Genomic DNA, 26,765 nt, shown 5'->3' on the forward strand with positions numbered 1-26,765 from the left:
AAGGCATGAGTGAGAAGGGTAAATGCAATCATAGTAGTCAGAAACTGCTTGATGCAGTCTGATAGCAAGCTTTGAAGCTAGCTACCACACTGATTAATGCATCGTAAAACTTAGTTTAAAACTTTCTGAAGCCAAGCGCTGATATCGTTTAGTTCTTGCATGCAGACATTATGCTGCATTGTATATGTCTGCCAAGTAGCGTTAAAACCGCTCTCATTTATCGTTTTAAATGCCGCGTTGCCCATAAATACGGGTACTACTTCATCTTGGTCACCGTGGGCCATCATAATAGGCGTTTCACGGTTGGTGTCTTTTGCTTCGCTTCCAAGTAGCGATGGCTCGCACATATAGGTTGATAGTGCAATGACGCCAGCAAACTTGCGGGTATATCGGGGGGCTAGGTGAAGTGCAATCACCCCGCCTTGAGAGAACCCTGCAAGTACTATGCGTTCACTAGGAATACCACTTTCAATTTGCGCTTCAATAAGTGCTTCTACCTGCGCAGCTGACTCTTTTACACCTTCTAGATCGGCACGACTTTCAAAATCTAATGATTTGATGTCGTACCAGGCGCGCATACGCATTCCACCGTTAATGGTAACGGGGCGCTCAGGTGCATGGGGAAAGAGAAATTTAACCGCCATTGATTCGGGAAGTTTGAGTTCAGGCACGATAGGCGCAAAACCATGGCCAGAATCGCCTAAACCGTGTAGCCAGATAACGCAGGCATCAGGCGTAGTGGAAGGGTTTATCTCTACGCACGGCAGAAGTTGCTGAGTCATTCTTTATTTCCTAGTTTTGTTGTTGCTTTATCACCAATGGTTATCCTTTCTCACAGGCAATCTCTGTCTTTTCCAAAAAAATGGGGTCAGAGTACTTTTTCTACCACCATCATCTTAAGAAAATTATTATTGTTATTTATTTTGCTAACACCGGTCTGCGACTAAAGAGTATGCACCATCAATGGATAAACCAGATAATCGCAGTTACGGCGCAATGGCTTCATATGCTATCATTGCCACTTGAAATCACCACATTTTGATAGAATTTTAATATCCTATGGCTTCACTACTCGGTAATTTATTCATTCTTGCTGCTCCTTCAGGAGCAGGAAAATCAAGCCTTATCAAGGCACTAATGGAAAAGTATGAAGGCAATGCAGCCACGCCTATGCAGGTGTCTGTGTCTCATACCACACGTCAACCGCGTCCGGGTGAAGTAGACGGTGTCCATTACCATTTTGTAAGCCGAGAGCAGTTTGAAGCACTTATCGAACAAGGCGTATTTTTTGAGTACGCAGAAGTGTTTGGCAATTATTATGGCACATCCCGAGTGACTATCGAGCAGACGCTACATCGCGGTATTGATGTATTTTTAGATATTGACTGGCAGGGCGCTCGCCAAGTCAAAAAGCTTATGCCAGACACATGTGGTATTTTCATTCTTCCTCCGTCACTCAATGTATTAGAGCAGCGCTTAAACAACCGCGGCCAAGACAGTGAAGAAGTGATTGCAGGGCGCATGGCACAAGCAGTAGCAGAGATGTCTCACTTTAGTGAGTTCGATAGCGTGATCATTAACGATGATTTTGCGACGGCATTGAGTGACTTAGAAGCCATTGTGACAGCACAGCGTTTACGAACAGTAAAACAGCAGATGCGTCATCAAGTGCTATTGGACGAACTGCTCGGTAGCGCGTAAGCTTAACCCTATTATGGGTGTTTTGTTTTAACATCAGGCGATCGCTGCCCTATCTGCGCGATCTGACTGCTTCAAATTCAAACAAAATGCTAGGATCGCGCTACGTATCTGTGTATACTACGCGGCCGTTTTTTGAATAACTTGCTCAACCTAATTTTCGGAGAAATACATGGCTCGCGTAACTGTAGAAGATGCCGTAGATAAAATTGGTAACCGCTTTGACCTAGTGCTTGTTGCTGCACGCCGTGCACGTCAAATTGCCACTGAAGGCAAAGATCCTATGGTTGACGTTCAAAACGACAAGCCAACTGTTACAGCACTTCGTGAAATTGAAGAAGGTTTTGTAACTGCTGCAACGCTTGAACAAGCAGAACTTCAAGCTCAAGAACAGCAAGAACATGCTGAATTTGCATCAGTAGCAAACATCCTATCTGATCAGTAAGACCTCTTTTTAACGGTTTTATCGGTATTTTGGCGCCAGTGCTTTGAAAAAAGCACTGGCGCTTTGCTTTTGGTGTATTGGCTTATTGCGCATTTAAACGTATTCTTAGGGTTGTAACGTTAGATAAGGGTCACGCTCCACTGTGTATTTGTTTGAAGGTTTAAAGCAGAAAGTTTTAGAGTATTTGCCAGCTGAACGCGTACAGCAGGTTCAGGAATCTTTTGTGCTAGCCCAAGAAGCGCACGATGGACAAATGCGCTCAAGTGGCGACCCGTATATTACTCACCCTGTAGCTGTTGCCGGCATACTGGCCGACATGCACCTTGATCACGAAACGATCATGGCGGCACTTCTTCACGACGTGATTGAAGATACCCATTACAGCAAAGAAGATTTAGCTGAAGCGTTTGGTGATACAGTTGCCGAACTGGTTGAAGGTGTTAGTAAGTTAGATAAACTTGCTTTTAGTACCAAGCAGGAAGCGCAGGCGGAAAACTTCCGCAAAATGATGATGGCCATGGTGCAAGACATCAGGGTTATTCTTATCAAGCTTGCCGACCGCACGCACAATATGCGCACGCTGGGCTCTCTACGTCCAGATAAGCGCCGCCGTATAGCTTTAGAAACACTCGAAATCTATGCGCCAATTGCCCACCGTTTGGGTATTCACGATATTAAAAATGAGCTTGAAGATTTAGGTTTTCAGGCCATGTACCCCATGCGCCATCGCGCATTGAAATCTGCCGTGCGTCAGGCTCGAGGCAACCGTAAAGAAATTATCGAAAACATTCGCGAAGAGCTTAACACGCGCCTTGATGCCTACGAGATTGAATCTGACGTATTAGGCCGCGAGAAGCACCTGTATTCCATTTACCGAAAAATGAAAAACAAAGAACTGATGTTCAACGAGGTAATGGATATTTATGCGTTTCGCATCGTGGTTAAATCAGTAGATAACTGCTATCGCGCTCTTGGCGCTATGCACGGTTTATACAAGCCAATTGAAAACCGTTTTAAAGACTATATCGCTATTCCGCGCACCAACGGCTATCAGTCGTTGCATACGTCATTAATTGGCCCGCACGGCATTCCTGTGGAAATTCAAATTCGTACCCAGGAAATGGATCAAATGGCGGATAAAGGGGTAGCGGCCCACTGGCTTTACAAAGAGCCAGGTGATAATGGCACCACCGCTCAGCTTCGCGCACGCAAGTGGATGCAAAGCCTGCTCGAACTTCAGCAGTCAGCCAGTTCATCGTTTGAATTCATCGAATCGGTAAAAACCGATCTGTTCCCTGATGAAATTTACGTGTTTACACCAGACGGACGAATTATCGAACTGCCAATGGGCGCAACCGCTGTTGACTTTGCCTATGCAGTGCACTCTGATGTAGGCAATACCTGCGTGGGCGTGCGCGTAGAGCGCAGAAACTTCAGCTTAAGTAAGCCTCTTGAAAACGGCCAAACCGTAGAAATTATTACCTCGCCAAAAGCGAAGCCTAATGCGAATTGGCTGAACTTTGTGGTGAGCGCCCGCGCGCGTACCCGTATTCGCCAGTATCTGCGTAAGCAGCATTCTCAAGAAGCAGTGAACATGGGTAACCGTCTACTTCGTCATGCATTAGGTGCAGTAAAGTTAGATGATATTCCTAATGCAGATATTGAGCGTGTGGTGGCAGAAACCAAGCACGCTAATTTTGACGACCTATTGGTAGATATCGGCTTAGGTAACGAACTAAGTGCTATCGTGGCTCGCCGTTTATTAGGCGAGAGCACAACGGATCTGTCTGACAAAAAAGGCAATGTGGCCATTCGTGGTACAGAAGGCCTGCTTGTTCACTATTCTCGATGCTGCCACCCTATACCTGATGATGAGATTGTTGCGGTGTTAAGCCCAGGTCGAGGTATGACCATTCACCAAACTGGCTGTAACAATATTCGCAAGCTTACTCGTGAAGAGCCACAGCGCGTGCTGCCTATGCAATGGGATGACAATCCGCAGGGTGAATTTAAAGCATCACTGCGTATAGAGTTGTTTAACCATCAGGGCACACTGGCAACTTTAACGAACACCATTTCAGGGTGCGATTCCAATATCATTGGTCTGCAAACTGAAGAGAAAGAGAGTAATATCTACTTTATTGATCTTGAACTTACCACGCACAACCGTGTGCACTTGGCTCGCGTAATGAAGAAAATACGCACCATGCCAGAAGTTCAGAAAGTGTCTCGTCATAGTCAATCACGACACTAATTACTACACTATTTAGGAACTACTATGTCTAAGTCTATTATTCAGACCGATAAGGCACCTGCTGCTATTGGTACTTACAGCCAAGCGGTTAAAGCAGGTACTACCGTTTATCTTTCAGGTCAAATTCCTCTTGTTGCTGAAACCATGGAAATGGTTTCTGACGACTTTGAAGCGCAAGCTGTACAAGTTTTTGAGAACATTAAAGCGGTGTGTGACGCTGCGGGCGGCACTACAAATGACTTAGTGAAGGTGAACATCTTCCTTATCGACCTAGGTCACTTTGCAACGGTTAATGAAATTATGAGCCGTTACTTCACCAAGCCTTACCCAGCACGTGCAGCCGTTCAGGTGTCTGCATTGCCTAAAGGTGCACAAATTGAAATTGATGGTGTAATGGAACTGCCGGAGTAAGCCATGTCACCTGAGCGTTACCAGCGCATAAGACAAGTGCTGGAAAGAAGGCAAACTGATCTTACGGTTTGCCTTGAAAATGTACACAAGCCGCATAACGTATCTGCAGTAGTGAGAACCTGTGATGCAGTGGGTATTCATCGCGTTCACACCGTGTGGGAAAAGAAATATCAGTTTCGTCGCGGTACGGCTATGGGCAGCCAGCAGTGGGTGCGTCAAACCAATCACGATAATATCAACGACGCGATGGCTGAATTAAAAGGTCAAGGTATGCAGGTGCTAGTAACCCACTTATCTGATACCGCTGTCGATTTTCGCGATATTGATTACACCAAGCCTACGGCTATTTTGTTTGGTCAGGAGAAATACGGTGCCTCTGATGAGGCGAAAGCCATTGCCGACCACGACATTGTTATTCCTATGATGGGCATGGTGCAGTCGTTGAACGTATCGGTAGCAGCAGCGCTAGTGCTATACGAAGCTCAGCGCCAACGTACCATAGCGGGCATGTATAACACTCAGCAGTTATCAGAAGAAGAGTGCCAAGCATTGGCCTTTCAAAATGGTTACCCGCGTTTGTATAAACTTTGCCAACGTAAAGGTTTGCCTTTACCTGCTATTAACGCCATTGGTGAAGTGGATGCCGACGATAGCTGGTGGAAAGAAATGCAGATCACAAAAGCAGAAGCCAACGCGCTTGAAGCCGACTAGGGCTTAACGTCTTGGTTTCGCTTTTAGTTTTGCTCTCATGTGTATATGCAGGCCAGCGTAAAAAACTGGCCTAAAGCGTACTCGCCAACCCCTCAACAATCCTTTACACTTCTTTTCCTATAACACGTTGAATAACACCAGCTTGTGCCAATTCAAAGGTTAAATAGTTAATGTTCCAAAAGAAGGATATCGCTTGATGCAAGCACTGGCCACTACACCCATTACTGCGCTTAAAGGCGTAGGCGCAAAGGTGGCAGAAAAGCTTAACAAAATAGGTTTGTTTACCCTTCAAGATATTCTGTTTCATCTTCCTCATCGCTACGAAGACCGAACCCGTATTTACAGCGTGGCTGAGTGTCGCCCGTTTACCCACGTAAGCGTGCAGGGCGAGGTAATGAGCGCCGACATTCAGTACGGAAAGAAACGCATGCTGGTGGTTAAGCTTAGCGACGGCACGGGTACTATAACCTTACGTTTTTTCCACTTTGGCGCAGTGCAGCGGTCTATTATGACGCCGGGAAACACGGTGCGCTGTTTCGGTGAAGTGCGTACTGGCAAGTGGGGCATTGAAATGATGCACCCCGAATTTAAATTAGTGGATGAAGACGCGCCACCCACTGAAGAATCACTAACGCCAGTTTACCCCACCACAGACGGTGTTAAGCAGTTAACCCTTCGCAATTTAACTGATCAGGCGTTAAAACTTCTAGATAAAGGCGCGCTGGCCGACCTACTGCCCGACGGCATTTACGATGACCAAATTAGCCTTAATGAGGCGCTTCATTTGGTGCATCGCCCACCACCCGATGTAGATGTACACGAAATGGAAGAAGGGCTGCACCCTGCTCAGTATCGGTTAATTCTGGAAGAGCTTCTGTCACACCACCTAAGTGTGTTGAAAGTACGCAAGCTATCTGATGCGCAGCCTGGTATTCCTATTAAGGTGAATAAGCCGCTTATCGATAAAATGCTCGCTCAACTGCCGTTCTCACCAACGGGTGCGCAGGCTCGGGTAGTGGAAGATATTCAAAAAGATATGCAGCATGCACGGCCTATGATGCGCTTAGTACAGGGGGACGTGGGCTCGGGTAAAACCTTAGTGGCAGCACTGGCAGCATTGTCAGCCATTGGAGCTGGTCACCAGGTAGCGCTGATGGCGCCAACAGAGCTATTGGCTGAACAACACGCGAATAACTTTCGTGGCTGGCTAGAACCTTTAGGTATTGAAGTAGGCTGGCTTGCCGGAAAGCTAAAAGGCAAAGCCCGCAATGAAGTATTAGCGCGCTTAGAAGCAGGTGACATTCAAATGCTGGTGGGTACGCACGCTATTTTTCAGGAAAGCGTGAACTACCAGCAGCTAGCGCTGGTTATTGTAGATGAGCAGCACCGCTTTGGTGTACATCAGCGTTTGGCCCTGCGAGATAAAGGCGAACAGCAAGGTCGCTACCCTCATCAGCTAATTATGACGGCGACGCCTATTCCAAGAACGCTGGCCATGACAGCCTATGCCGATTTAGACACCTCGGTTATTGACGAACTGCCCCCAGGCAGAACACCGGTGCAAACCGTGGTGCTGCCGGATACACGCCGCGCTGATGTAATTGAGCGCGTACGTCAGGCCTGTAAAGAAAACGGCCGCCAAGCCTATTGGGTTTGTACGCTTATTGATGAATCGGAAGTGTTGGAATGTCAGGCAGCAGAAGACGCTGCGGTTACCCTCCGTACCGCGCTGCCAGACTTACACGTTGGTTTGGTACACGGGCGTTTAAAGCCTGCAGAAAAAGCGCAGGTTATGGCTGATTTTAAAGACGGAAAGCTGGATTTATTGGTAGCGACTACCGTTATTGAAGTAGGCGTAGACGTACCTAATGCCAGCATTATGATTATTGAAAACCCTGAACGATTGGGTTTAGCGCAGCTTCACCAGTTACGTGGCCGAGTGGGGCGTGGTGCGGTAGAAAGTCAGTGTGTACTTATGTACCAGAGCCCACTATCGAAAACCGCTACTCAGCGCCTTGGCGTATTGCGCGAATCTAACGACGGTTTTTATATTGCCCAGCGCGATTTGGAAATTCGTGGCCCGGGTGAATTTATGGGTACTAAGCAAACGGGAATGGCCGAGCTTAAAATAGCAGATTTGGTGCGCGACGCCGCTCTTATTCCAAAAGTACAGGAAATAGCCTATACCCTGTGGGACAAATATCCCTCTCACGCTCAAGCCATCATAAATAGATGGATAGGGCATAAGGAGCAGTACGGTCATGCTTAAGAGTGTGCCTTTGGTTGTATGTGATAACGACAACAGCGCTAACGCCAATAGCGATGACGCTGCATTAATTAGTGCAATTAGCGAGAAGTGGGGCTTTCCTGTTGTTAGCAGCAGTGAAAAACCTAGCGAAGGCCTGTATCTGCAGGTACAAAACGGCGTGCTGGGTCTTGCTGACGCTGGCGAGAAAAAAGTAAACCCGGTTGAGGTTGATTTTGCCTCGCCAGCTAGTTTGTATCGTAAGCAACATGGCGGTGGTCGCAAAGAGCCTATAGTTAAAGCTATAGGCCTAAAGGGTAATGAAGCGTGGCACGTGGTAGATGCAACGCCTGGGCTAGGGCGTGATGCTTTTGTGCTGGTTAGCGTGGGCTGCAAGGTTACTATGATTGAACGATCGCCTGTGGTTGCCGCTTTACTTGAAGACGGCATTCGCAGATTAGCACTTAGTTTTCCAGAACTTGCAGCTAAAATGTCGCTTCAACATGGAAATAGCGCTGAGGTAATGCAATACTTCACTGGTGAGAACGTGAACGCTATTTATCTAGACCCCATGTTCCCACATAAAAAGAAGTCAGCCTTGGTGAAAAAGGAAATGCGGCTGTTTCAGCAACTGCTTGGTCATGACCCAGACGCAGATGCGCTGTTACCGCCAGCACTAAAGCTAGCTACGCACCGGGTAGTAGTTAAACGCCCAAACAGTGCAGATGTGCTGGCAGGAATAAAAGCATCAATGGCTATTGAAAGCAAAAAACACAGATTTGATGTGTATTTGTGTCAAAAAAATCTAGGAGAGTAGCATGATACAAGTTGGGGGCACTTTGCCTGAAGTAGATTTTAGCCTTTTAGTAAATGGCGAAATAACTAACCCAGGAACGAACGAACTGTTTTCAGAAAAGCGCGTTGTACTATTCGCTGTACCCGGCGCTTTTACACCTACTTGCTCACAAGCACATTTGCCAGGCTATGTAGCGTTTGCGGATAAGCTTAAGGCAAAAGGTGTTGATAGTATTATTTGCCTAAGTGTGAACGATGCATTCGTTATGGATGCGTGGGGTAAAGCAAACAATGCAGAAGAAATTACCATGCTGGCCGACGGCAATGGTTTCTTTACCAAGCAAATTGGCTTAGACATGAGTACAGGTAACTTCGGTGGCTTGCGTTCGCTACGCTATTCTATGCTTGTAGAAGATGGCGAAGTGAAAAAGCTAAACGTTGAAGACCCTGGTCGTTTCGACGTGAGCGATGCCCAAACCATGTTAGATAGCCTTTAATTTTTTAAAAGGCGTTAAATACTTAAAGCCCGCAACAATTGTTGCGGGCTTTTTTCATTCCACATTTTATGAGTATTCGTTAATGCGTATACTTGGCCGCTATTTTCATTAAAATGTCACTCAACTATGATCTAGCAGTTTGCTAATTGCGTTGAATATCAATGTGTTCAGCGAAGGTTAATGAACTAACCTGCATTATTGTGGGTTAAAAACGTAGAGAAACTAAAGGCTCGCGTAAGCCTCATGCACTGCGTTACGTAGCATGTAGCCTCGTTTAGTTACCTTTACTTGATTAATGATAATAAGTATCATTTGCGAGAAAAGACAAACGGTTTAGGAAAAAATATGACAACAACACTGAAAAAAATAAGTGCCTTAGTTTTGGCTTCGGCTGTTACTTTCTCGATGTTTTCTTCACAAGCGCTTGCTAACGGTGCCATTGGTGATCATGTAAACAACTTACATGCACATATTGGTGAGTACACCGAAGAAGTTCATTGGTTAGAAAGTAAGTTTGGCAGTGTTGTTGATACGTATGAAGCAAAAGATGAATCGCTGAAAACCGATGCGCTAATTGAGTATTGGGAAGAAGTAGACTTTCACTCAGCTATCGAAACTCAATATGTACCTATTTATGCTTCTATCTGGCAAGGAATTTATGGCGTAAAAGTAGCCATTGATGAAGGTAAGCCAGTTTCTGACGTGCGCGTAGAGCAAGAGAAGCTAAATCATGCCTTGTGGCAGGCGTTAGGCGCAGTTAAACTTGCGTCCCAGTATCAGAAGAAAGGTCTGGTAGGCAAAGTTCAAACCACTGAAAAAGAACCGACTACTGGCCCTGAAGTTATCGACGATATCAAAACACGTCTTGATCGCGTTGTTGCTAAATATGCAGAGCAGCTTCACGAGGTTGCAACAACACTAGTGCACGACACCTACCTTCAACGTTTTGAAGGTGTAGAAGGTGACTTGATTGCAAAAGACGCAGCCTTGGTTGAAGACCTAGAAAAAGATTTTAACGTAACGCTTCCACAAGCCATTTCAAAAGATACTGGCGTAGATGCAGTACGCAAAGTAGTAGAGTCTATGCAGGCTAAACTTGATCGCGCTCGTACACTGTTAGTTGAAGTAGAAAAAAGTCGTAAAGACGTATTTTAAGGAAGGGGTATGCAACGTAGAACATTCTTACAAGGCTTAGCTGCAGCCGGTGCATTAACTGGCTTGCCGTTTAGTTTTGCCCACGCTATGACCCAAACTGGCAGTGTGTCAGTTGAGTCTTTGCCTAAACTAGAAGGTGATCTCACCCTTTATTTGGGGCGTGGCGAAGGCGGTTTGTACGAGAATGTTCTAAAAGCCATCGAAAAACGCAACCCCAAGTTGAACCTAAAAGTTAGACGCGGCGGCTCAGCAGCACTGGCAAATACCATTGTTGCTGAAACAAAAGCTGGCGTTAAACGCGCTGACCTGTTTTGGGCTGTAGACACCGGCTCTATTGGGGTTGTTACTGACACTGGCGCTGCAAAAGCATTGCCTGATGATTTGCGTTCGCAGCTTCGCGAAGACTTTCAGTACCCTAGCTGGTCACCGGTAACTGGGCGTGTGCGTACACTGCCTTATAACACTGAGCGCGTTACGCCCGAACAAATTCCAGAAAGCGTAATGGCGTTAGCCGATAGCGATTTGAAAATTGGCTGGGCGCCGGCTTATTCGTCGTTCCAGTCTTTTGTTACCGCTATGCGTATTTTGGAAGGCGAAAAAGCTACTAAATCATGGCTTAAAGGCATTAATAAGCACTCGAAAAAGTACGCTGGCGAACTAGGCGTGGTTATGGGCGTTGAACGCGGTGAAGTAGACATTGGTTTTGCCAATCACTATTACACGCTTCGCCTTAAATCAGGCAAGCCAAACGCCAATGTGGCTCTTGCTTACAGCAAAGGTGATGCAGGTTGCTTGGTTAATGCGTCTGGCATTGTGGCATTAAGCGACGGTGACTTACCGGTTAACTTTATTCGTTATCTGCTGTCGTACGAAGTGCAGTCTTACCTTGCTCGTGAGGCATATGAAATACCCTTGGTTCAAGGAGTTGAACCACCACAAGGCTTAGCGGATTTAAGCACGCTTTCGCCACCTGAAATGGACCTTCGCAAACTGGCCGATTTACGCCCAACACTTAATCTTATGAGGGAAGTTGGCGTACTGTGACAAACTGGCCAAAGTCGTATCCACTGGCACTATTTATTGCGCTGATGGCTTTACTGCCCGTCGGCGTTTTGTTTTCTTTAGCTCAAGATAGTGCGCAGCTTTTCGATACCCATAATCTTCGTGTACTTGGTAACACAATTTCGCTTGTTGTACTGACTATAATTGGTTCGGTGCTTATAGGTGTGCCGCTTGCCTTTTTAACCGCTTACGTGCAAATGCCGTTCAAGCGCTTCTGGCTAATTCTACTTGCTGCGCCATTAGCACTGCCAAGCTATATTGGCGCATTCGCCATGTACTTCTCATTTGGTATTGGCGGAGAGATAGAGAACGTTTTAGGTATTAGCACGCCGCCAATTAGCGGTCTATGGGGCTCGGCGTTGGTAATGAGCCTATACACCTATCCTTTTGTAATGATGACAACCCGTTCAAGCCTGTTGAGTTTAGATGCAAGCTTAGTTAACGCCGCACGTACACTTGGGCTGTCGCTAGGCGCAAGCTTATGGCGTGTGGTGCTACCGCGCGTAGTAAACAGCGTTGCCGCAGGGGCACTCCTCGCTGCGCTTTACGCCTTATCTGATTTTGGTACGCCTGCAATAATGGGCTTCGACACCTTTACTCGCGTTATCTTTGTTGAATATAACGCTTTTGGTTTGAGCCAGGCAGCCATGCTTAGCCTGCAGCTTATGGTGATTGTTGGGCTTATTCTGTTTATAGAAAGCCGAATAGGTGGGGCGCAAGAACGCCCAGGAAAGCACTTATCCTTATTTCCAGCGCCTTGGCAGCGTAACTTAATGTTACTAGCGACTATGCCTGTTGTATTTATGGCTATTGTACTTCCCCTTGCTATCTTTACGCTGTGGTTAATTAGAGAAGGGACAGGCGGTTTTGAATTAAGCTATGCGTGGAATTCAGCCCATGCGTCATTTATCGCCGCGATTGTGGCCGTGCTACTTGCCATTCCCGTTGCTCACGCGGCTATTGCGGGTAAAGCTGGGCGATTTATGGAGCGCATTACCTATTTCGGCTTTGGTGTACCAGGCATTGTTATGGGTACAGCGCTGGTGTACGTGGGCCTCAAGTACTTGCCCGTGCTTTATCAAACCTTAAGTTTATTGGTTATGGCCTATGTACTGCGTTTTATCCCTCTTGCAGTAGGCAGCGTAAGAAGTACCGCCGAGAATATAGATTCGGGCTTAGTCAAAGCTGCCCGCGTACTTGGTGCTAGCCCGAGAGAAGCTTTTATACGCGTTACACTGCCCTTAACCCTTCGTGGTATGATTGCAGGGGCTGCTTTAGTATTTTTAGAGGCCATGCGCGAGTTGCCTGCCACCCTTATGCTAGGGCCTACAGGTTTTGAAACTTTGGCTACCTACATGTGGCGTGTGTACGAGGCGGGTTACTTTGGACGTGCTGCAGTACCTGGGCTTCTGCTTGTTTTATTATCTGGTGTGGGGCTGGTTCTCATGCTGTCGGGCGAAAGAAAAGCCCAGTTTACCGTTACCGAGGATGAACGTTCGTAATGCTTAGTGTAAGTAATTTGTCAGTGAATTATGGGTCTACCCGCGTTGTCGACAAGTTAAATCTTGAGCTGGGGCAAGACGAAATCCTGATGCTGGTAGGGCCAACAGGCTGCGGTAAAACGACTATTTTACAAGCATTGGCAGGGCTTATTCCTATTTCAGAAGGGGCAATGAGCCTTGGTAATTGGGAAAGTACAGCAAGCAAACACGTGCCGCCTGAAAAGCGTAACGTTGGCATGGTGTTCCAAGACTTCGCGCTGTTTCCCCATCTTACCGTTCAGCAAAACGTATGCTTTCGATTAAAAGACACCAAGCTTGCGGATCATTGGCTTAAACTGTTAGGTCTAGATAATTTCCGCGATGCTAAACCTGCACGTCTTTCGGGTGGTCAAAAGCAGCGTGTTGCGCTGGCAAGAACCCTTGCGCACGAACCTTCTTTCGTACTGCTCGATGAGCCCCTGTCAAATTTAGATGCTGCGCTAAAAGACAGCTTGCGATGGGAAATTCGCGATGCGCTCAAAAAGGCAGGCGTGCCAGCAATTTGGGTAACTCATGACCAAGAAGAAGCACTAAGTGTTGGTGATAGAGTAGGCATATTAAATAAAGGTGTGCTAGAGCAATTAGACACCCCTGAAGCCTGTTACTCATCGCCAGCCAGCCGCTTTGTGGCGCGTTTTATGGGTGAGGCAAGCTTCTTAAGTGCGACGTTCGATAGCAGCGCAGCAAATACAGACAAAACAGTGGTTACCGATATTGGTAATGTGCCAGGCACACCGCTTCAAGGTGCAAGCGGCAACGTAGACTTGTTGGTACGCCCTGACGATTTAAGCTTAGATGCCACACTTAGTGAAACGAACTGTACCGTTGAGTGGGTACGCTATGAAGGCGAAAGCCGCCTTTATGCTGTCTTACTAGATAGCGGTGACGAACTAAAAGTGCGAGTCAGTCATGAAAACGCTATTAAGCCAAATACTCGTGCGTTCGTTCAGTTAATTACTACTCATCCCTTAGCCGTATTTCCAAGAGGTTAATAGTGATTGAGCGCGATGTTATAGTAATTGGCGCAGGTGCTGCAGGACTTTTTTGTGCGGCGCAGGCAGGCGCGCGCGGACGCAGCGTAGAAGTGCTCGATCATGCCAAAAAAGTAGGCCGCAAGATTCTCATGTCAGGCGGTGGCCGCTGTAACTTCACCAATATGTATGCAGAACCCGCCAATTTCCTTTCGCAAAACCCGCACTTCTGTAAGTCGGCACTAAGCCGCTATACCCAGTGGGACTTTATTGGTTTAGTTGCCGAGCATGGTATTGCCTATCATGAAAAAACCTTGGGCCAATTGTTTTGTGACGAGAGTGCAAAAGACATCGTCGATTTGTTGCTTAACGAATGCAATAAAGCAGGCGTTACTATTACTACTCGCTGTGAAATCACAAGTGTAGAAAAAACTGAAGGTAGGTACTTACTAACTACCTCGAATGGCGAATATAGCTGTGAGTCTTTAGTTATCGCGACTGGCGGCTTAAGTATGCCAAAGCTGGGGGCGACGCCATTCGGTTATAAAATTGCGCAGCAATTCGGCCTAAACGTATTACCCACACGGGCCGCGCTTGTGCCTTTTACCTTGCACGATAAAGACAAAGAGACACTGGCAGAGCTTAGCGGTATAGCCGTTGACGTGTACGCCAGCTGTAACGACACCACGTTTAAAGAGGCAATGCTCTTTACCCACCGTGGTTTGAGCGGCCCTGCTATGCTCCAAATTTCAAGTTATTGGGAGGCGGGGGACAGCTTAAGCATTAATACGCTGCCCAATGACGATGCCACTGTACTTATACAAACTGCTCGCACCGAAACGCCAGATGCACTACTTGCTACCTGCTTAAATAAAGTATTCCCCAAACGCATGGTGCAAAGCTTTATTGAATATCATAACTGGCGCAATGTTCCGGTAAAACAGCTCACCCACGGCGAATGCGATGCTATTGCTGACACGTTAGAAAATTGGCAAATAAAGCCAAATGGCACTGAAGGCTATCGAACAGCGGAAGTCACCATTGGCGGCGTAGACACCAACGAACTTTCGTCAAAAACCATGATGGCAAAAAACGTCGAAGGCTTGTACTTCATAGGCGAGGTAGTTGACGTTACTGGTTGGCTCGGTGGCTTTAATTTCCAATGGGCGTGGAGTAGCGGCTGGGCAGCGGGGCAGGAGGTTTAAAACGACATTCCAATTGCTAACCCAGCAACAACCGCGCTTTTGTGGTTTCGATGGTAATCGTAATGAAGTTGCGGAGAAATGGTAAAGCCAGACATTTCAAACTCATACAAAAAGCCTAATCGGGCCACCTCCATTTTATGGCTTCCGTGAAACTCAACGCCAGGGCCTATCTGGGCAATAAAGTTGTTAGTAATGTGCAGGTCGGCAACAAGCAAGTAGGTATAAGCGTCTAAGTCTTCAAACGCGTATTCGGCAACAAACCCCACACCGAGAAAGTCATTAAGTCGATACTCGTAATCGATGCCCAAGGTAAATGCATTGCCACACTCTTTTGTGTAGGTAGTGCCCACAAGAGCAGACAAGTGGTGAGGGGACGTTTGCCAATGATGAGCATTTCCATGTGCTGCCTCTTTAGCTTCAGCAGCGGGGGTAAATACCAAGAAAGTGGCCATACCTAAAAGTGTTGGTATTCGCATAAAGGAGCTCGCTTTTTTTACTTGTGACTTCCTAGAAGATTAAACCTCTAGCACTTAGCTAAGCGTAGGAGGTATACCTCATTTTCACCAATGAACTTTAGTTGTAGCAATTGTTAGGGCATAGGAATGAACGCAAGGCCCCTTTTCTTGGCTACTATCTATATTTGTGATTTACCGCTAAGGTATACGAGCAAATAAAAGGGATGCGAAAATGCAAAACGAGAGTGAAAAACAACTATTTTTAGACGCCTGTAAAGTGCAATTGGTAAGCCTTTACAAGGCAAGTAAAGATGGGAAAAAAGTAGAGGCAGAAAAGTATCGAGTGCAAGGGTTCATGCACGCCGGTGAAGTCATAGGCTTAATCAGCAAAGAAGAAGGTAAGGCCCTTATAGCCGATTTGCACATGGAAGTATTTGGAGAAACCGTTAACGAAAGAGCGCAGAGAAAGCGCAAACTCGACGCATTAAAAGAGTCAGACTTAGATGCCTACTTTGCAATCCCCGCCATTGAACGACGTTAAATAAAAGTAAAATATCTTAGCGAACTAAAATTTATAAACTAATATTAATGTGTGTTGGTTTTTATACCTAAATATAACCAAGCATACATATCTTAGTGTAATAGCCGTACAGGGATATTTTTGCTACATGGATTTGGCTGCGGTACCAGTAGGAAGCAAATCTATGACATGGCGTGTGTCACGTAATTTTATTCGCTTATTTATCGGGCTTTTTTTATGTGCAGCAAGTGCCCACTCGCTTGCTAAATGCAACTTCGAAAACGAAATTGATGCACCTACTTCAACAACTTTTCTTCTTAAAGCGGGTGATCAGCGACTTGTGCTAAGCTGTAATGTCGATGCGCAGCATGTTCTGTATTTTCCGCGTAATTATATTAATTACAACCAGCTATACGATAGCAAAATGCGCAAAGTTGAAAGATTACCTAGTGCCTTTGAAGCATACATAATCAACAGTTCAAACAACCGCTTTTATCTAGATATCAACGGACAGGTGGAACGGCGCGTATCGTTTAAAGTGACGCCGCTTGGTGATTTTCATAAATTTGCTTCTATTCACACCCTCACAATGAGCTTATTTATTGGCTTTTGTTTGGCACTTACTTTATACGTAGGCATGCTGGGAACTAGCATGCAAAGCTTAGGTTTTTATTCTTACAGCTTTTACGTTTTCAGTGCTTGCGTATTTTTTTTGCTTCAAGAAGGGTTGCTGAATATTGTATTTCCGCAAGTCGCTTTGCTTGCGAATTTCCAACTGCACTTACTATTTGCTGGAATTACCCTTTTTGCAGGCGTGAAATTCTTAGATCAGCTGCTTGATTTTAAAGCGCTACTGAAAGGTTGGCAGCGCCAGTTTATGCTTGGGATGGCATGTGCAGCACTAGCGTTTGCTGTAGTTCAGCTTATTCTTCCAGTCTCAGGTGCCATGAAAATTAACAGCATGTTAAGTCTAATTACACTTATTACTATGACGTGCACGCTATCAAGTTGTGTTTATGCAGCCTATCGCAATGTGCATTGTGCAAATTTAGTAATGCTTGGGATTGCAGTTATGGTTTTGTCTATGCTTTTCCGTTTGGTTTTTACAGAAGTATCGCCATTTTTATATCGATATTCCCTTGTATTAGGGATAACTATCGAAGCCTTTATTTTCGCCATCGCTACGTCAAGAAAAGTGAAGAAGCTTAATGACGACAGGCTTAGTGCATTTAAACGCGCATCCACAGACTCATTATGTAATGTATTAAACCGCAGCGGTTGGGAAGGTGTGGCGCAGTCGCTGCTGAATAATTTCAACAAAGAGGGTGGCTACTTAACACTGCTTTTCATTGATATTGATAAATTTAAAGAGATTAATGACCAATACGGACACCACGCAGGGGATAAGGTCTTGCAGGTGATTGCGAAAATTTTAATGAGCCGCTGCAGAGAACAAGATGCTGTAGGCCGCCTAGGGGGCGATGAGTTTGTTGTATTAAGTCACTGCTATAGTGAAGGTCAGTCTGAACGATTGGCCGCCCGCATTGAGGAAAGCTTATCCGAGCGTGATATCAGAACAGAAAACGTGGTGATAAACACCACGGCGAGTGTAGGCACTTACATCACAAAAGAACGCTACAAAGACTTGCCGAGCTTGTTAAACAAAGCCGACAAATTGATGTATAGCGTGAAAGAAAAGCGTAAAAACGCCGAGTATGCTACTAGCTCTTGATGTGGCTTTATCTTAATTGTGCCTTCGCGACCTGTTTTACAGCTTTAGTCAAGTCGGCTAGCGCAGCCGACTCGAGTGTTGCGTAGTGCCAAAAAAGAGGAACCGCTAGCGCTTTGTCTGGGAAAAGCGCAATAAGCTCGCCTTCTTTCACTTCTTGTGCCACCTGTAGAGTAGGGAGTAGGGCCCACACCACACCGTCCAGCGCCATTTTTACAAATCCGTGAGATGAGGGATACCAGTGACATGTGGTAAAGGTAGGTGCAATATTTAAACATTCTCTTTGATAGTCGGTAAGTAACGTAACGTCGTACTCATCATACAAAAGGCCAGGCGTATTCATCACGTTGTCAGGCGTTATGCCCTTGTGAAGGTATCGCTCAATAAACCGCGGTGACGCATAAAGTTGATAGCGCATGGTGCCCAGTCTCACTGACTGACCGCCAGTAACCGGTGTACCTGTTTGACTAATACATGCCATAACGCGACCTTGCTGAAGAATGTCTCGTGTTTGGGTTTGATCCGCGTTAACAATGTGAACTGGGTTGGCCCGCTTATCGCTGAATGCTGCCATAACTTGCGAAAACCAAGTAGCGAGCACATCGTTGTTCACCGCTACGCTGATAGGTACCGCCGAGGCTTCTAAACCACTTTTAATATTCAGTGCCTCTTCTAGCACACTCACTTTTTGTATATGGGAAAGCAATTCTTGCCCCAACGGTGTAGCACGAAGGGGTTTAGTGCGCACCATAACAGGCCCGCCAACACTTTGTTCAAGACGTTTTATTTTTTGTGAAACTGCAGATTGCGTAAGGTTTAGCGCCTGAGCACCTTTTTCGAAACCACCATAGCGCAGTACCTCATGAAAGCATCGAAGGGCATCGTAATCGAGCATTTTTAAAGCCTGTGAAAGGAAAGTTAAAGTTATTAATTTTACTTATTAAATACAAGTATCATTAATTTAATTAAGCATCGCAAGCTGTATAAAATAGCGCCACTTAAAATTTTTTGTTTGGCTGGCTGTATATAGCGCTAAGGCATCATACAACCAAGCAGCGAAAGACCAAGCAATAGAACGTAAATTTCATTAATCATTTAAAGAGGCATTTAGCATGTTGGCGGCAGTAACCAGTGGTTTTGTAATGGGCGGTACCCTTATTATCGCAGTAGGCGCACAAAACAGCTTTCTGATTGAGCAGTCGATGAAAAGGCAGTGGACCTCGCTATTTGTTTTGCTCTTTATTTTAAGCGATGCCATTTCGATTAGCTTAGGCGCTATGGGGTTCGGCTTACTGCTGCAAGAGTACCCAATGTTAGTAACGGTGACCAAGTGGGCTGGCGTAGCGTTTTTGTTGTGGATAGCGTTTAACAAAATAAAGTCTTCGCTAGCCAATGATGCCCTTGTATTAGAAATGGCACAAAAGCAGCTGTCGTTTAAAAAAGCGCTGCTTATAGCGCTAGCAGTAACCTGGTTAAATCCACACTTTTATTTAGATACATTACTGCTAATGGGTAATCTGGCGAGCCAGTGGCAGGAAAATAAATGGTGGTTTGTGGGTGGTGCGATAGGTGCATCTATCGTGTGGTTTATTGGTTTAAGTACGCTGACAGCGCGCTTTGCTCACCATATGCAGCGGCCCAACTTTTGGCGCTGGTTTAATCGATTAAATGCGGCGGTACTTGGAATGGTGAGTATCCAACTGGCAAGCCTTTAGTGAGAAAAACGCTGAATAGCAAAATACTAAGGTGCGTTGAGTATTTTGCTTTAGACGAATAAGTATACTTTTACAGATAAGCCAAACATGCTGTTTTTAAGGATACATAAGTGAGCTGGATTTATTTGATTGTTGCGGGCTTACTGGAAATCGGATGGCCCGTGGGACTTAAAATGTCGCAAGAAGCAGAAACCCGTGTTATGGGAATTCTGCTAGCCATTGGCTTTATGGCTGCCAGTGGTTTTTGTCTTTGGATGGCACAAAAGCAAATTCCCATAGGTACAGCGTATGCTGTATGGACGGGTATAGGTGCAGCGGGCACGTTTTTGGTGGGGGTGATGTTTTACGGCGACCCGTCTTCATTAGCGCGTTACTTCGGCGTGGCGCTTATCGTGGCCGGTGTAGTGGTGCTCAAACTCGCGCACTAGTACAACAAAACCGAAATCTGGCTTGGATGGCTGTGTTTAGCCCATTCGATAGATTGATAAAAAGAAGAAGCCCGACAGCAATTCATTGTAGGGCTTTTATATATTTGCTGAGCTTTTCAGGTTGGTTTAGTGATAGCCCAATTGGTTCCTTAGTTCAGCCATGAAAGTCTCAATTCGCTCAGCATTTTTACCCAAGTCACTTTTACCTACTCGCGATTTACTGCGAACATCTACAAGGGTGTCATCGCTTTTGGCTGTTAATCGAATGACTACGTCGTCCTTAAAGCCGAACCAAGCTGTAGTATCGGTTGCTTCTACCGTATTAGGTAGTGCGCCTTCACTTGCTCGTTCCCACCCAAGCGCTACAACGGCTTTTTCTGCAGCCATGTAAACTTGATTTATAGGTTGAGGAAGTAGCTGAGTTTTAATTTCAGGATAAGCCTCAAGCTGCTGTTTGGTTACCTCACCACCTTCGTAGGCAATGGAGTTTGGTGCGCCTTCTCGAAGTGGTGCAATGGCAACAAACTCAGGTGGGCTTGTTACGTCAGTGGTGATGTCGTGAATTGGAGGAACGGCGCTCGCTTTACTCATCATGCTAACGGGCATGCCAACGGCTACTAAAGCAAGAACAGCGCATATAAATGTACTACCCCAGCTAACGCTTTTACGATTAATCAATACTTGCAGAATAATTAGTATTAACGCCGCGCCACCTACATAGACGCCAAAGCGAAGTGAGGTGAATGCAGTACCTAAACTAACACCAGCGTACTGATATAGCGGTCCGGGTAACACCACCATTAAAAAACCAACAATACTGGTAAGGGCAATGAGTGCTTTCAAGGGAACTCCAAGGTTGTTATTTTAGTTTGACCAACCTACTTTAACAGTGAAAGCGGTAATTTGGTTTACTTTCGACAAACAAAATTCATTTATGCCCGCACGCGACATATTTGTACGCTTGGTTTATCTTCTTCTACCGGCGATAGTTAATAGGTACTAGGTTTGAATACACAACCGGACGACAGCAATACACATGCATTGCAAGCTGAACTTCTTGTTGATGTTTTGTCGACGCAAAAAGTGCTGTTTATAAAAGGTATTTCTGAATATGCGCTTATTGAGTTATTAAAAAAACCGCCTTATCAGCTTTTTGATGAAGATGCTTTGCGAGACCCGCTAATGCTTTTTAAAACGCATTTTGTTCTATTTAATGCACTGTATCAGTTGAGGCAGTATTGGATAAAACAAAGCGAAGGTATGTTAGAAATCCACGCACTTGGTATAAAGCTAAACCTGTTTAACGAGAGTCAATTGCCGCAAAGCAATGATGAACTAAGTGCTACGGCTTTAGATAATCCTGACCCACTTGCAACGTATTATCTCGACTGGGGAAATTTTGAAGAAGCTGATCGTGATACTGTCGATACTCTGCTAAACGCGTTTTGGCAAAAAATGTTGAGGGGAGATACTGGCAGCTATACGCAAGGGGATATTGAAAAAGCGCATGCTTTGCTTGGTCTTTCCCTGAACGAGCCTGTCACGCTGCTGCAGTTAAAACGTGTCTACAAACGCTCGCTGCAATCTGCTCACCCAGATAAAGGTGGAACGCAACAAGAGGCACAGTCAGTCATACACGCCTATCAAACCCTTAGCCGTTATTATTCGTTTAAATAGAACGTGTATTGGCGTTTAACTTCGTATTATTTGCATAATGTATAAAGGCTTCGGTAATTGACCGACAACATCGGTAACTTCAGCTTCATTGACTTTTCTTGTATGTGATAAATGCGCACAATATGACCTATAAGAGCGTAGATTCGTATCAATGATCGCTTAACTATGCCACGTCTTTTCCGATTGTCCTCACGCCTAAGTTATAGGATTAGGATGAATCGGCGCATTGGAAGCAAAACTTACGTTTAATTTATCCGTATAGAACGCAAATCGCGTTCTATGTGAAAGTTATTGGGAAATAGAAAATTTATGAGTCGCATTTTTTATGTTACTGCAGCACTAATAACACTATTAGGTGTTACTGGGTGTTCGAATGAAGGCGAGCAAGCACAGCAAGGTGCTCAGCAAGGTATGCCTGCACCATCGGTGTCGGTAGTTACGCTGAAACAGCAACCTGTAGTACATGAAATGGTGTTGCCAGGGCGAGTAAGTCCGTCTCGCCAATCGCAAGTGCGACCTCAGGTGGATGGTGTTATCACTGAGCGCTTGTTTGAAGAAGGCGCTCATGTAGAAAAAGGGCAGCAGCTATATCAAATAGATGAAGCGCGCTACATGGCACAGCTAAACAGTGCCAAAGCTGATCTAAAGAGTGTGCAAGCAAATTTGAAAACGCTGGAAGCTAAGGCGCGACGTTACGATGATCTTGTTGCACAAAATGCGGTGAGCAAACAAGAATATGACGATGTTATTGCGCAAAAAGAGCAAGCGCAAGCAGCGATAAGTGTGGCTGAAGCGGCAGTTGATGTTGCTAAAGTTAATATGGGCTATACCAAGGTTTACGCGCCCATAAGCGGTCGAATTAGCCGTTCATATGTTACCGAAGGTACATTGGTTACCACTAACCAAGCACAGCAGTTAGCCACTATTACTCAGTTAGACCCTGTTTATATTGATATGCAGGAATCTGGCGCATCTATTATTACACTTCGCCAGTCTATGCGTAAACAAGGCTCAATGGATGTTGAGCTGACTGTAGATGAAGTCACTGGCAAGCGTTACGAAAAAACAGGCAGCGTGAAATTTTCAGAAGTGACCGTAGATGAATCTACCGGCTCGGTTACCCTTCGCGCCGAAATGCCAAACCCTGATGGTGTGTTGCTTCCTGGTTTGTTTGTAAAAGGCCACGTTATTACAGGACGTGAGAACGCGCTTCTTGTTCCCCAGCGAGCTACTACGCGTCAGCCAGACGGTTCGCTCTCTGTATATGTAGTGAACCAAAACAATGAGGTAGAGGGTCGAACCTTAGAAATCGGCAAGATATACCGCGACCAGTACGTTGTACTCAATGGCGTGAGCGAAGGCGAACAAGTCATTGTGACTGGCTACCAGAAGGTAAAGCCTGGCGCCAAAGTTAACCCATCAGAATGGCAACCTTCATCACGTGGCTCACGATAGCAAACAAGGGGTTTAAGTAATATGGCTCGTTTTTTCATAGACAGGCCCGTGTTTGCATGGGTGCTGGCAATTATCACAATGATGGCAGGTGTGTTGGCGATTACCTCACTCCCCATTGAACAATACCCGAAGGTAGCGCCACCGTCGGTCACTATCTCGGCAACGTATCCTGGTGCTTCTGCAGAAACCGTTGAAAACTCGGTAACGCAGGTCATTGAGCAAAGCTTAACGGGTATCGATAATCTCCGTTATTTTTCGGCAAGTAGCTCTAACAGCAGCATGTCAATTACGCTGACGTTTGAGCCGGGTGCAGACCCAGATATCGCCCAGGTACAAACGCAAAATAAGGTGCAGGGCGCATTACCCTTACTGCCAACGCAGGTTCAGCAGCAAGGGGTTACCGTTACCAAGGCAAACAGTGCATTTGCGCTAGCCGTAGGCTTTTATTCTGAAGACGATTCGATGACGCAGTATGATCTGAGTGACATGCTAGTTTCAAACTTTCAGGATCCTATTTCTCGAGTAAACGGCGTAGGTAACGTAAGGGTTTTTGGGGCGCAGCGCTCTATGCGTATTTGGCTAGACCCAGACAAGCTATACAGCTTCAACCTAACTCCAACTGATGTACAGGCCGCAGTTCAGGTTCAAAATACTGATGTCTCAGCAGGTCAGTTAGGTGGGTTACCAGCTATCGAAAACCAGCAAATTAACGCTACTATTCAGGCGCAAAGCCGGCTTCAAACTGTAGAAGATTTTGAAAATATCGTGCTACGTGTGAACACAGACGGGTCGCAGGTACGTGTGCGTGACGTGGCCCGAGTAGAGCTGGGTGCACAAAGTTACGATGTTATTGTTCGTTATGATCGCAAGCCCGCATCGGGCATGGCGATAAGCCTAGCGTCTGGTGCCAACGCGCTAGATACTATCAAAGCAGTAAAAGCTCGCGTTGAAGAGCTGCGCTCAAACCTACCCGATACAGTGAAAGTGGTTTACCCTGTAGACAGTTCGCCTTTCATCGAGCTTTCTATAGAGTCGGTAGTACATACACTTATTGAAGCAGTTGTGTTGGTATTTTTAGTGATGCTGCTGTTTCTTCAAAACTGGCGCGCAACGCTTATTCCCACCATCGCCGTACCTGTTGTGCTACTTGGGACTTTCTCGGTGCTTCTGGCCTTTGGTTTTAGTATTAACGTGTTGACCATGTTTGCCATGGTGCTGGCTATCGGTCTACTTGTTGATGACGCTATCGTTGTTGTAGAAAACGTTGAGCGGATTATGGAAGAAGAAGGCTTGCCGCCTGCTGAAGCGACAAAGAAATCGATGACGCAGATCACCGGCGCACTGGTGGGCATTGCCGCGGTACTATCTACGGTCTTTATCCCTATGGCGTTCTTTAGTGGTTCAGCCGGGGCTATTTATCGTCAGTTTTCAGTAACTATTGTTTCAGCGATGGCGTTCTCTGTGTTGGTGGCTATCGTACTCTCGCCTTCTTTATGCGCCACGTTATTGAAACAGCACTCAGAGGATCACGATAAAAATAAAGGTTTCTTTGGGTGGTTTAACCGCACGTTTAACAAAGGGCGTGACCGCTATCAGAAAACGACTAACCACATGGCGAAGCGTTTTAAGCGTTACTTCGTTGTATACGGCTTACTTGTTGGCGGGATGGTGTTTATCTTCAGTCAGCTTCCTGGTGCCTTCCTTCCAGATGAAGACCAAGGTCGAATGATGGTATTGGTAAGCACACCTCCAGGCGCTACCGCGGGTCGTACGCTCGAATCCATTAAGCAAGTGGAAGACTACATTCTTGAAGAAGAGAGCGAAGCCGTTAACGGTATGTTTGCGGTAGTGGGCTTTAGCTTCGCAGGGCAAGCGCAAAATGCCGGTATGGCGTTCTTAAACTTCAATGACTGGAGTGTACGTGACGAGAGTAACTCGGCCTTTGCTGTAATGAACCGAGCTTTCGGCGCATTTAGTCAGATTCAAGATGCATCAGCATTTCCGATTGTGCCGCCACCTATTATGGAATTAGGTAATGCCACGGGCTTTGATATGCAGCTGGTGGACCGAGGTGGTAACGGACATGAAGCTCTCATGAATGCCCGTAATCAGCTGTTAGGTATGGCGGCGCAAAACCCGAAATTGGCGGGTGTCCGTCCTAACGGTTTAAGTGATGTGCCCCAATTCAAAATCAACATTGATAGCGAAAAAGCATCGGCACTTGGCTTGAATTTAAGTGAGCTCAATAACGCGCTGCAAATTGCCTGGGGTTCAAGCTATGTGAACGACTTTATTGATAAAGGGCGAATTAAGCGGGTATACATGCAGGCGGACCTTCCTCATCGTATGACACCAGAAGACCTAGATAAGTGGTTTGTACGCAATAGCGACGGAGAAATGGTAGCTTTCAGTACATTCTCAACAACCGAGTGGGTGTACGGTTCGCCCAAGTTAGAGCGTTTTAATGGCTTATCTTCGGTTAATATTCAGGGTAGCGCGGCAGAAGGCGTATCGTCAGGTGAAGCCATGGCTGAAATGCAAAAGCTGGTGGAACAGCTGCCGGCTGGTTTTGCCATTGAGTGGTCAGGCTTATCTTATGAAGAACAAGAGGCCGGGTCTCAGGCGCCTATGCTGTATGCCATTTCCATATTGGTTGTATTCTTATGCTTAGCAGCTCTTTACGAAAGCTGGTCGGTACCCTTTGCGGTAATGCTTGTGGTTCCACTAGGAATATTGGGCTCGGTCACCGCTGCCTTTATCTTTAATTTACCGAATGATGTGTATTTGCAGGTCGCATTTTTAACTACCGTAGGCTTAGCGTCGAAAAACGCCATTCTTATCGTAGAGTTTGCTAAAGAGCAGTACGAAAACGGTGAAGACCTGATGACTGCTGTGTCTAATGCGGCATCTCAGCGCTTTCGCCCAATATTGATGACGTCTATGGCGTTTATCTTAGGGGTTACGCCTCTAGCACTTGCCAGTGGCGCAGGCGCTGCAAGCCAAAATGCTATTGGTATTGCGGTGATGGGCGGCATGTTTGCTGCGACCTTCTTAGCCATATTTTTCGTTCCCATGTTTTACGTTATGGTAGAAAAACTATTCCATAAGGAAGACAAGTAACGAATAAGTACGCTAAAGTGGGGAAAAAATTTTCATTTTTTACATAGGGATATTGGTAATGACCACGGTTGTTTTTTCTCACGGTAAAGAAAGCGGGCCATGGGGCAGTAAGATAACCACGCTTTCGAATGTAGCGAACGATATGGGCTTTGGTGTTGAGAGTATCGATTATCAAGATCTCGACTGCCCCGAAGCCCGTTTAGAGCGATTAAAAAAAACCATCGCTGAAAAGTGTAATGACGTTGTGTTAGTAGGCTCTAGCATGGGCGGTTATGTATCACTTGCTGCAGCCAGTCAGATTTCTGCTAGAGGCGTATTTTTGATGGCGCCTGCGCTTTACTTACCCAACTACAAGATTCAACGCTTCCCGTACGATGGTTATGTGAGCTTGGTGCACGGTTGGAATGATGACATCGTACCTATTGAAAACAGCCTTAAGTATGCACGTCACCAAAAAGCGCAATTGTTATTGCTTAACGATGGTCATCGCTTAGCTAACAGTAAATCAGTGATTTCCCCCTTTTTCAGAAATTGGCTGGAGAAGTTCCGCTACTAGTGAATAGTGTTACGCACAGGGAACTGACCGTTTGAAACGGTGCTACCCGCGTAATATTTGTTGCGTCAAAAAGATCGCCAGTGTTTAAAGCCTACTTATTAATGAGTAGGCTTTTTTGTT

Annotated in this window: 25 protein-coding genes; 21 read left to right on the forward strand and 4 right to left on the reverse strand. The window is 45.9% G+C overall.

What is annotated here, in order from left to right; genetic code table 11:
- Positions 1-110: 110 nt before the first annotated feature.
- Complete coding sequence (locus ACXAGV_RS14975) at positions 111-782, reverse strand: alpha/beta hydrolase (protein WP_474873932.1); 672 nt, start codon at positions 780-782, stop codon at positions 111-113.
- A 277-nt stretch (positions 783-1,059) separates the two neighbouring features.
- Between ACXAGV_RS14975 and gmk the strand changes: the two genes are divergently transcribed.
- The 13 genes from gmk (at position 1,060) to ACXAGV_RS15040 (ending at position 14,990) form a co-directional block, all read left to right on the forward strand.
- Positions 1,060-1,701 carry a guanylate kinase gene (gmk, locus tag ACXAGV_RS14980; RefSeq protein WP_474873933.1) on the forward strand — a complete coding sequence of 214 codons (642 nt, stop codon included), beginning with the start codon at positions 1,060-1,062 and terminating at the stop codon, positions 1,699-1,701.
- A gap of 169 nt (positions 1,702-1,870) precedes the next feature.
- Positions 1,871-2,143 carry a DNA-directed RNA polymerase subunit omega gene (gene rpoZ / locus ACXAGV_RS14985; RefSeq protein ID WP_015065914.1) on the forward strand — a complete coding sequence of 91 codons (273 nt, stop codon included), beginning with the start codon at positions 1,871-1,873 and terminating at the stop codon, positions 2,141-2,143.
- Between the two features lie 142 nt (positions 2,144-2,285).
- Complete coding sequence (gene spoT / locus ACXAGV_RS14990; protein ID WP_474873934.1) at positions 2,286-4,397, forward strand: bifunctional GTP diphosphokinase/guanosine-3',5'-bis pyrophosphate 3'-pyrophosphohydrolase; 2,112 nt, start codon at positions 2,286-2,288, stop codon at positions 4,395-4,397.
- A gap of 24 nt (positions 4,398-4,421) precedes the next feature.
- Positions 4,422-4,808, forward strand: coding sequence for a RidA family protein (locus ACXAGV_RS14995; RefSeq protein ID WP_014975316.1), 387 nt, complete (start codon positions 4,422-4,424; stop codon positions 4,806-4,808).
- 3 nt (positions 4,809-4,811) lie between these two features.
- Positions 4,812-5,519 (forward strand): tRNA (guanosine(18)-2'-O)-methyltransferase TrmH, encoded by a 708-nt coding sequence (gene trmH / locus ACXAGV_RS15000; RefSeq protein WP_474873935.1) that lies wholly within the window; start codon positions 4,812-4,814, stop codon positions 5,517-5,519.
- A 196-nt stretch (positions 5,520-5,715) separates the two neighbouring features.
- On the forward strand, positions 5,716-7,788 hold the full coding sequence (gene recG / locus ACXAGV_RS15005) for an ATP-dependent DNA helicase RecG (protein ID WP_474874059.1): 2,073 nt from the start codon (positions 5,716-5,718) through the stop codon (positions 7,786-7,788).
- Positions 7,781-8,581 carry a class I SAM-dependent methyltransferase gene (locus ACXAGV_RS15010; protein ID WP_474873936.1) on the forward strand — a complete coding sequence of 267 codons (801 nt, stop codon included), beginning with the start codon at positions 7,781-7,783 and terminating at the stop codon, positions 8,579-8,581. The genes recG and ACXAGV_RS15010 overlap by 8 nt, the downstream gene beginning before the upstream one ends.
- Before the next feature lies 1 nt (position 8,582).
- On the forward strand, positions 8,583-9,056 hold the full coding sequence (locus ACXAGV_RS15015) for a redoxin family protein (protein ID WP_474873937.1): 474 nt from the start codon (positions 8,583-8,585) through the stop codon (positions 9,054-9,056).
- A 345-nt stretch (positions 9,057-9,401) separates the two neighbouring features.
- Entirely contained in the window at positions 9,402-10,211 is an 810-nt protein-coding gene (locus ACXAGV_RS15020; RefSeq protein WP_474873938.1) for a hypothetical protein, read from the forward strand.
- Positions 10,212-10,220: 9 nt separating this feature from the next.
- Positions 10,221-11,255, forward strand: a complete 1,035-nt coding sequence (locus tag ACXAGV_RS15025) for an ABC transporter substrate-binding protein (RefSeq protein WP_474873939.1) — start codon at positions 10,221-10,223, stop codon at positions 11,253-11,255.
- Positions 11,252-12,775, forward strand: coding sequence for an ABC transporter permease (locus ACXAGV_RS15030; RefSeq protein ID WP_474873940.1), 1,524 nt, complete (start codon positions 11,252-11,254; stop codon positions 12,773-12,775). The genes ACXAGV_RS15025 and ACXAGV_RS15030 overlap by 4 nt, the downstream gene beginning before the upstream one ends.
- A complete protein-coding gene (locus ACXAGV_RS15035) occupies positions 12,775-13,806 on the forward strand; it encodes an ABC transporter ATP-binding protein (RefSeq protein WP_474873941.1) in 1,032 nt (343 codons plus the stop codon). The genes ACXAGV_RS15030 and ACXAGV_RS15035 overlap by 1 nt, the downstream gene beginning before the upstream one ends.
- A 2-nt stretch (positions 13,807-13,808) precedes the next feature.
- On the forward strand, positions 13,809-14,990 hold the full coding sequence (locus ACXAGV_RS15040) for a BaiN/RdsA family NAD(P)/FAD-dependent oxidoreductase (protein ID WP_474873942.1): 1,182 nt from the start codon (positions 13,809-13,811) through the stop codon (positions 14,988-14,990).
- On the opposite strand, the gene ACXAGV_RS15045 is transcribed toward ACXAGV_RS15040, so the two are convergent.
- Positions 14,987-15,466, reverse strand: a complete 480-nt coding sequence (locus ACXAGV_RS15045) for a hypothetical protein (RefSeq protein ID WP_474873943.1) — start codon at positions 15,464-15,466, stop codon at positions 14,987-14,989. The two genes, ACXAGV_RS15040 and ACXAGV_RS15045, sit on opposite strands and share 4 nt — an antisense overlap.
- 211 nt (positions 15,467-15,677) lie before the next feature.
- Here ACXAGV_RS15045 and ACXAGV_RS15050 point away from each other — a divergent pair, with 211 nt between their 5' ends.
- Entirely contained in the window at positions 15,678-15,986 is a 309-nt protein-coding gene (locus ACXAGV_RS15050) for a hypothetical protein (RefSeq protein WP_474873944.1), read from the forward strand.
- A 127-nt stretch (positions 15,987-16,113) separates the two neighbouring features.
- Positions 16,114-17,697, forward strand: a complete 1,584-nt coding sequence (locus ACXAGV_RS15055; RefSeq protein ID WP_474873945.1) for a GGDEF domain-containing protein — start codon at positions 16,114-16,116, stop codon at positions 17,695-17,697.
- 7 nt (positions 17,698-17,704) lie between these two features.
- Here the strand turns inward: ACXAGV_RS15055 and ACXAGV_RS15060 are convergent, their stop codons facing one another.
- Positions 17,705-18,589 (reverse strand): ArgP/LysG family DNA-binding transcriptional regulator, encoded by an 885-nt coding sequence (locus tag ACXAGV_RS15060; RefSeq protein WP_474873946.1) that lies wholly within the window; start codon positions 18,587-18,589, stop codon positions 17,705-17,707.
- A 217-nt stretch (positions 18,590-18,806) separates the two neighbouring features.
- Here ACXAGV_RS15060 and ACXAGV_RS15065 point away from each other — a divergent pair, with 217 nt between their 5' ends.
- Positions 18,807-19,409, forward strand: coding sequence for a LysE/ArgO family amino acid transporter (locus ACXAGV_RS15065; protein ID WP_474873947.1), 603 nt, complete (start codon positions 18,807-18,809; stop codon positions 19,407-19,409).
- A gap of 110 nt (positions 19,410-19,519) precedes the next feature.
- Positions 19,520-19,837 (forward strand): DMT family transporter, encoded by a 318-nt coding sequence (locus ACXAGV_RS15070; RefSeq protein ID WP_334058715.1) that lies wholly within the window; start codon positions 19,520-19,522, stop codon positions 19,835-19,837.
- 126 nt (positions 19,838-19,963) lie between these two features.
- Here ACXAGV_RS15070 and ACXAGV_RS15075 read toward each other — a convergent pair whose 3' ends face one another.
- On the reverse strand, positions 19,964-20,680 hold the full coding sequence (locus ACXAGV_RS15075; RefSeq protein WP_474873948.1) for a DUF1499 domain-containing protein: 717 nt from the start codon (positions 20,678-20,680) through the stop codon (positions 19,964-19,966).
- Positions 20,681-20,842: 162 nt separating this feature from the next.
- Between ACXAGV_RS15075 and ACXAGV_RS15080 the strand changes: the two genes are divergently transcribed.
- The 4 genes from ACXAGV_RS15080 (at position 20,843) to ACXAGV_RS15095 (ending at position 26,645) form a co-directional block, all read left to right on the forward strand.
- Positions 20,843-21,514, forward strand: coding sequence for a DNA-J related domain-containing protein (locus ACXAGV_RS15080; protein WP_474873949.1), 672 nt, complete (start codon positions 20,843-20,845; stop codon positions 21,512-21,514).
- A 309-nt stretch (positions 21,515-21,823) separates the two neighbouring features.
- Entirely contained in the window at positions 21,824-22,969 is a 1,146-nt protein-coding gene (locus tag ACXAGV_RS15085; protein WP_474873950.1) for an efflux RND transporter periplasmic adaptor subunit, read from the forward strand.
- A gap of 21 nt (positions 22,970-22,990) precedes the next feature.
- The gene (locus tag ACXAGV_RS15090; protein WP_474873951.1) at positions 22,991-26,089 is read left to right on the forward strand and encodes an efflux RND transporter permease subunit; all 3,099 of its coding nucleotides are present in this window, start codon (positions 22,991-22,993) and stop codon (positions 26,087-26,089) included.
- Between the two features lie 58 nt (positions 26,090-26,147).
- The gene (locus tag ACXAGV_RS15095) at positions 26,148-26,645 is read left to right on the forward strand and encodes a YqiA/YcfP family alpha/beta fold hydrolase (protein WP_474873952.1); all 498 of its coding nucleotides are present in this window, start codon (positions 26,148-26,150) and stop codon (positions 26,643-26,645) included.
- Positions 26,646-26,765: the final 120 nt, after the last annotated feature.

The organism is Alteromonas sp. ABH4_453 (assembly GCF_056160665.1).

Coding starts and splice junctions, on each gene's coding strand:
- ACXAGV_RS14975 (WP_474873932.1), bottom strand. CDS start 782: ATGACTCAGCAACTTCTGCCGTGCGTAGAGATAAACCCTTCCACTACG.
- gmk (WP_474873933.1), top strand. CDS start 1,060: ATGGCTTCACTACTCGGTAATTTATTCATTCTTGCTGCTCCTTCAGGA.
- rpoZ (WP_015065914.1), top strand. CDS start 1,871: ATGGCTCGCGTAACTGTAGAAGATGCCGTAGATAAAATTGGTAACCGC.
- ACXAGV_RS14995 (WP_014975316.1), top strand. CDS start 4,422: ATGTCTAAGTCTATTATTCAGACCGATAAGGCACCTGCTGCTATTGGT.
- trmH (WP_474873935.1), top strand. CDS start 4,812: ATGTCACCTGAGCGTTACCAGCGCATAAGACAAGTGCTGGAAAGAAGG.
- recG (WP_474874059.1), top strand. CDS start 5,716: ATGCAAGCACTGGCCACTACACCCATTACTGCGCTTAAAGGCGTAGGC.
- ACXAGV_RS15010 (WP_474873936.1), top strand. CDS start 7,781: ATGCTTAAGAGTGTGCCTTTGGTTGTATGTGATAACGACAACAGCGCT.
- ACXAGV_RS15015 (WP_474873937.1), top strand. CDS start 8,583: ATGATACAAGTTGGGGGCACTTTGCCTGAAGTAGATTTTAGCCTTTTA.
- ACXAGV_RS15020 (WP_474873938.1), top strand. CDS start 9,402: ATGACAACAACACTGAAAAAAATAAGTGCCTTAGTTTTGGCTTCGGCT.
- ACXAGV_RS15025 (WP_474873939.1), top strand. CDS start 10,221: ATGCAACGTAGAACATTCTTACAAGGCTTAGCTGCAGCCGGTGCATTA.
- ACXAGV_RS15035 (WP_474873941.1), top strand. CDS start 12,775: ATGCTTAGTGTAAGTAATTTGTCAGTGAATTATGGGTCTACCCGCGTT.
- ACXAGV_RS15045 (WP_474873943.1), bottom strand. CDS start 15,466: ATGCGAATACCAACACTTTTAGGTATGGCCACTTTCTTGGTATTTACC.
- ACXAGV_RS15050 (WP_474873944.1), top strand. CDS start 15,678: ATGCAAAACGAGAGTGAAAAACAACTATTTTTAGACGCCTGTAAAGTG.
- ACXAGV_RS15055 (WP_474873945.1), top strand. CDS start 16,114: ATGGATTTGGCTGCGGTACCAGTAGGAAGCAAATCTATGACATGGCGT.
- ACXAGV_RS15060 (WP_474873946.1), bottom strand. CDS start 18,589: ATGCTCGATTACGATGCCCTTCGATGCTTTCATGAGGTACTGCGCTAT.
- ACXAGV_RS15065 (WP_474873947.1), top strand. CDS start 18,807: ATGTTGGCGGCAGTAACCAGTGGTTTTGTAATGGGCGGTACCCTTATT.
- ACXAGV_RS15085 (WP_474873950.1), top strand. CDS start 21,824: ATGAGTCGCATTTTTTATGTTACTGCAGCACTAATAACACTATTAGGT.
- ACXAGV_RS15090 (WP_474873951.1), top strand. CDS start 22,991: ATGGCTCGTTTTTTCATAGACAGGCCCGTGTTTGCATGGGTGCTGGCA.
- ACXAGV_RS15095 (WP_474873952.1), top strand. CDS start 26,148: ATGACCACGGTTGTTTTTTCTCACGGTAAAGAAAGCGGGCCATGGGGC.